A 3,199-nucleotide genomic window follows, 5' to 3' on the forward strand; every position below is an offset into this window, starting at 1 on the left:
CGGCCGACCCGCACCCCGCTCCGCACGGCGGAGCCGCGGGCCGCGTCCCGCGCCGCCGAACCGCGCCCGGCACCGGCCGGCCCGGTCACTCCGGTCACCCCCGTCACTCCGGTGACGCCGGACCCGGTCCCGGCACCCCTCCCGGTCACGCCGGTGACTCCGGCGCCCGCGCCGGTACGTCCCGCACCGGAGCCCGCGTTGGCGTCCGCGTCCGCCGGTCCTGTGGCGGAGCCCGCCCTGGTCGTCACGCCCATGAGCCCCGCGCCCATCGGCTCCGCGCCCGTCGGACCCGAGTCCGCGCCGACGTCCGCACCTGCCCTGGCCCAGACCACGGTGGCCACCGCTCCCGCCCGGTCGGCCGTTCCCGGCTGACCGGGCGGTGACCTCCCCGGTACGGCGGCGGGGCGGCGGGTGTCGATGACCCACCGCCCCGCCGCTCAGCCGCGCGGCCACGCCCGGGACGCGGCGCAGCAACTACCCATGAGCACCCAGCCGTTGCCCACGGACAGTCAGCCGTTGCCCACGGACACTCAGCCCTTGCCCACGGACCCGAACCGCTCGTCCAGCACGGACAGCCTGCGCCAGTACTCGTCCTCGTCGATCTCGCCGGAGGCGAAGCGGCGACCGAGCACCGCGAGCGGCGAGTCGCCCAGGAGGCGCCCGGACTCCATCGGGCGCCAGGGGGCACCCCGCCCACGCCAGGCCGTACGGCGCAGGAGCGTGACGGCCCCCACCACCACGGCCGCCCAGATCAGCGGGAAGAACAGAATCCAGGGGCCGGGTCCGCCGCCGTCCCAGTTCGCCAGGGTCTCCATCTCGGGCTCATCTCCTCGGTCGAGCACATCCATCGGGTGATGCTCCGAGACTCCCTCCGCGAGGGGGTCCGGGTCGTCGTGCGGCGGGCGGCAGTGCGCGTACGACGCCGGGAGTACGACTCCTGAAACCCCGCCCGGCCTGACCTTCTGTACCTATCGGTAGGTACAGTGGCCGTATGAGCACCTCCGAGCGACTGATCGAGTCCACCCGCGAGCTGCTGTGGGAGCGCGGCTACGTCGGCACGAGCCCCAAGGCGATCCTGGAGCGTTCGGGAGCCGGGCAGGGCAGCATGTACCACCACTTCCGCGGCAAGCAGGATCTCGCCCTGGCCGCGATCCGCCGGACCGCCGACGAGCTGGGCGCCACCGCCGAGCGGATCTTCGACGGCCCGGGGACGCCGTACGAGCGGATCGAGGCGTATCTTCTGCGCGAGCGCGATGTGCTGCGCGGCTGTCCGGTCGGGCGGCTGACCATGGACCCCGAGGTGATCGCCGACGACGAACTGCGCGCCCCGGTGGACGAGGTGATCGCGCGGATTCGCGGGCGGATCGCCGCGCTCGTCGAAGAGGGCAAGCGGCAGGGCCAGTTCGCGCCCTCCCTGGACGGCGAGGAGATCGGCGCCGCCGTGCTCGCGACCGTGCAGGGCGGCTACGTCCTGGCGCGGGCCTCCGGCTCGCCCGAGGCGTTCGACGCGGGCGTACGCGGCCTGCTGGCGCTGCTCGCGCCGCCAACTTCCTCCGACCGAAACTGACTTGTCACCGGCTCACCGAGAGGACCCGCCCATGCACGCCCTCCAGTACGAGGTCACCCTGCCCGCCGACTACGACATGACAGTGATCCGCGACCGTGTCGACCGGCTCGGGCATCTGCTGGACGGCTGGGAAGGCCTCGGCGTCAAGGCCTACCTGATACGCGAACGCGGCCGGTACGGCTCGCCGGTCAACCAGTACGCGCCCTTCTACCTCTGGAACTCCTTCGACGGCATGAACCGCTTCCTGTGGGGCGGCGGTTTCCAGGGGCTCGCGAACGACTTCGGGCGGCCGCCGGTGCGGCAGTGGACGGGCCTCGCGTACGAGCGCGGCTCCACCTCCCCCGCGTCCGCCGCGTTCGCGGTCCGGCACCGGCAACCGGTGCCGGAGGGCGTGGAGTTGGGGCCCTCCATGGAGGCGGCCGTCGCGGAGGCGGTACGGCTCGCGGGCGAGGACGGTGCCGTACTGGCGGCCGCCGCCGTGGACGCGCACCGCTGGGAGCTGGTGCACTTCTCGCTGTGGGACCACGAATCCCCCAAGGCGGAGGGGGACTTGTTCCAGGTACGGCACCTGTCCGCGCCCGGACTCGACCGGCTCCCGCGCGGCAGGCAGTGGTAGTCGCGCGATTGACGGAGCGTCAGCCGCTCAGGTGACGATGCGTCAGCCAAGCGTGCCCAGGGGGTCGTCCAGCACCGGCTGCCAGGCGAGTTCGGCCGCGCCGACCAGGCTGTCGTGGTCCAGGGTGCAGGGCAGGATGGGTACGCCGCCGCTCTGACCGCCCCAGAGGCTGCGCGCGGCGACCACCGCGCAGAGCCGGTCGGGGTCGGCCTCCAGGAGGGTGCGGTGCAGTCCGCCGAGGATGATGCGGTCCGGGTTGAGGATGTTGACCAGACCGGCGAGTCCCAGGCCCAGGCGGTCGATCAGGGTCTCGGCGGCGCGGCGTACGGCCGGTTCGTCGTACCGGGTCCGCAGCAGGTCGGTCGCTTGCTGGAGCAGCGAGACCTCGGGGCCCGGGTCGAGGCCCGCCTCGACCAGCAGGGCCAGCGGGTCGGCCTCGACGTCGAGGCAGCCCCGGCTGCCGCAGTGGCAGGGGCGGCCCTCGGGGTTGACGGTGAGATGTCCGACCTCCAGGGCGAGGCCCGAACTGCCGGTGTGCAGACGGCCGTCGAGGACCAGGGCGCCGCCGACGCCCCGGTGTCCGGTGGCGACACAGAGCAGGTCGCGGGCGCCCCGTCCGGCGCCGTGCCGGTGCTCGGCGAGGGCGGCGAGGTTGACGTCGTTGCCCGCGAAGGCGGGGCCGGTGATGCCCGCGGCGCGCACGCACTCCACGAAGATCCGGCGCACCGGCTCGCCCACGGGCCAGGCCAGGTGCAGCGGGTTGAGGGCCAGCCCGTCGGGCTCGGCGACGGCGGAGGGCACGGCGAGTCCGGCACCGACGCAGCGGCGGCCGGTCGAACGCAGCAGCTCGGCGCCCGCCTCGACGACGGTGCCGAGCACCTTGGCCGGGTCGGCGTCGACGGTCTCGCAGCCGGGCGTGGTGGCCACGATCCGGCCGCCGAGGCCGACCAGCGCGGCCCGGAAGCCGTCGGCGTGGATCTGCGCCGCGAGCGCGACCGGGCCGTCCTCGGCGACCT

General features: G+C 74.4%; 4 protein-coding genes and 1 pseudogene. 2 read left to right on the top strand and 3 right to left on the bottom strand.

Annotated elements, in window-relative coordinates; translation table 11 throughout:
• Both GTW40_RS28960 and GTW40_RS28965 read right to left on the bottom strand, forming a co-directional pair.
• A pseudogene (locus tag GTW40_RS28960) lies at positions 1-341 on the bottom strand (hypothetical protein); the annotation flags it as partial.
• A gap of 189 nt (positions 342-530) precedes the next feature.
• Complete coding sequence (locus tag GTW40_RS28965; RefSeq protein WP_161183095.1) at positions 531-815, bottom strand: SHOCT domain-containing protein; 285 nt, start codon at positions 813-815, stop codon at positions 531-533.
• Positions 816-991: 176 nt separating this feature from the next.
• Between GTW40_RS28965 and GTW40_RS28970 the strand changes: the two genes are divergently transcribed.
• Positions 992-1,567, top strand: a complete 576-nt coding sequence (locus GTW40_RS28970; protein WP_161183096.1) for a TetR/AcrR family transcriptional regulator — start codon at positions 992-994, stop codon at positions 1,565-1,567.
• 31 nt (positions 1,568-1,598) lie between these two features.
• Entirely contained in the window at positions 1,599-2,183 is a 585-nt protein-coding gene (locus GTW40_RS28975) for a DUF4865 family protein (RefSeq protein ID WP_161183097.1), read from the top strand.
• A 42-nt stretch (positions 2,184-2,225) separates the two neighbouring features.
• Here GTW40_RS28975 and GTW40_RS28980 read toward each other — a convergent pair.
• A partial coding sequence (locus tag GTW40_RS28980; RefSeq protein ID WP_161183098.1) for an ROK family protein occupies positions 2,226-3,199 on the bottom strand: 974 nt, incomplete at its 5' end.

Origin of the sequence: Streptomyces sp. SID4985 (genome assembly GCF_009863025.1) — a bacterium.
GTDB lineage: Bacteria > Actinomycetota > Actinomycetes > Streptomycetales > Streptomycetaceae > Streptomyces.